The organism is Bacillus sp. J14TS2, assembly GCF_018333015.1.
Taxonomy (GTDB): Bacteria; Bacillota; Bacilli; order Bacillales; family Bacillaceae_C; genus Lederbergia.
Window position 1 is genome coordinate 1 of sequence record NZ_BORE01000087.1, and the last position, 255, is coordinate 255.

Here is a 255-nt window from a genome sequence, read left to right on the forward strand (position 1 = left end):
TGGAAAAAGAGTTGATTGATGCAGAGGCTATCTTTATCGATGGAACCAAAATCGAAGCCAATGCCAATAAATTCACCTTTGTCTGGCGAAAATCCATCGAACGTTACCAAGCAAAACTCATCGAGAAGTCGAATACCCTCTATGAAGAACTGGTGGAGAAAGAAATCATTCCAGAAATCGAACGGGAAAGCCCCGAGGCTCTAACGACAAAAGAACTTCAACAGATGGCAACGGATTTGGATAAGTCTGTCCAAA

The 255-nt window shown here is 42.4% G+C and carries 1 pseudogene; it reads left to right on the plus strand.

Annotation, left to right across the window (positions count from 1 at the left end):
- Positions 1 to 255 (plus strand): annotated as a pseudogene (locus KI375_RS27175) (IS5/IS1182 family transposase); the annotation flags it as partial.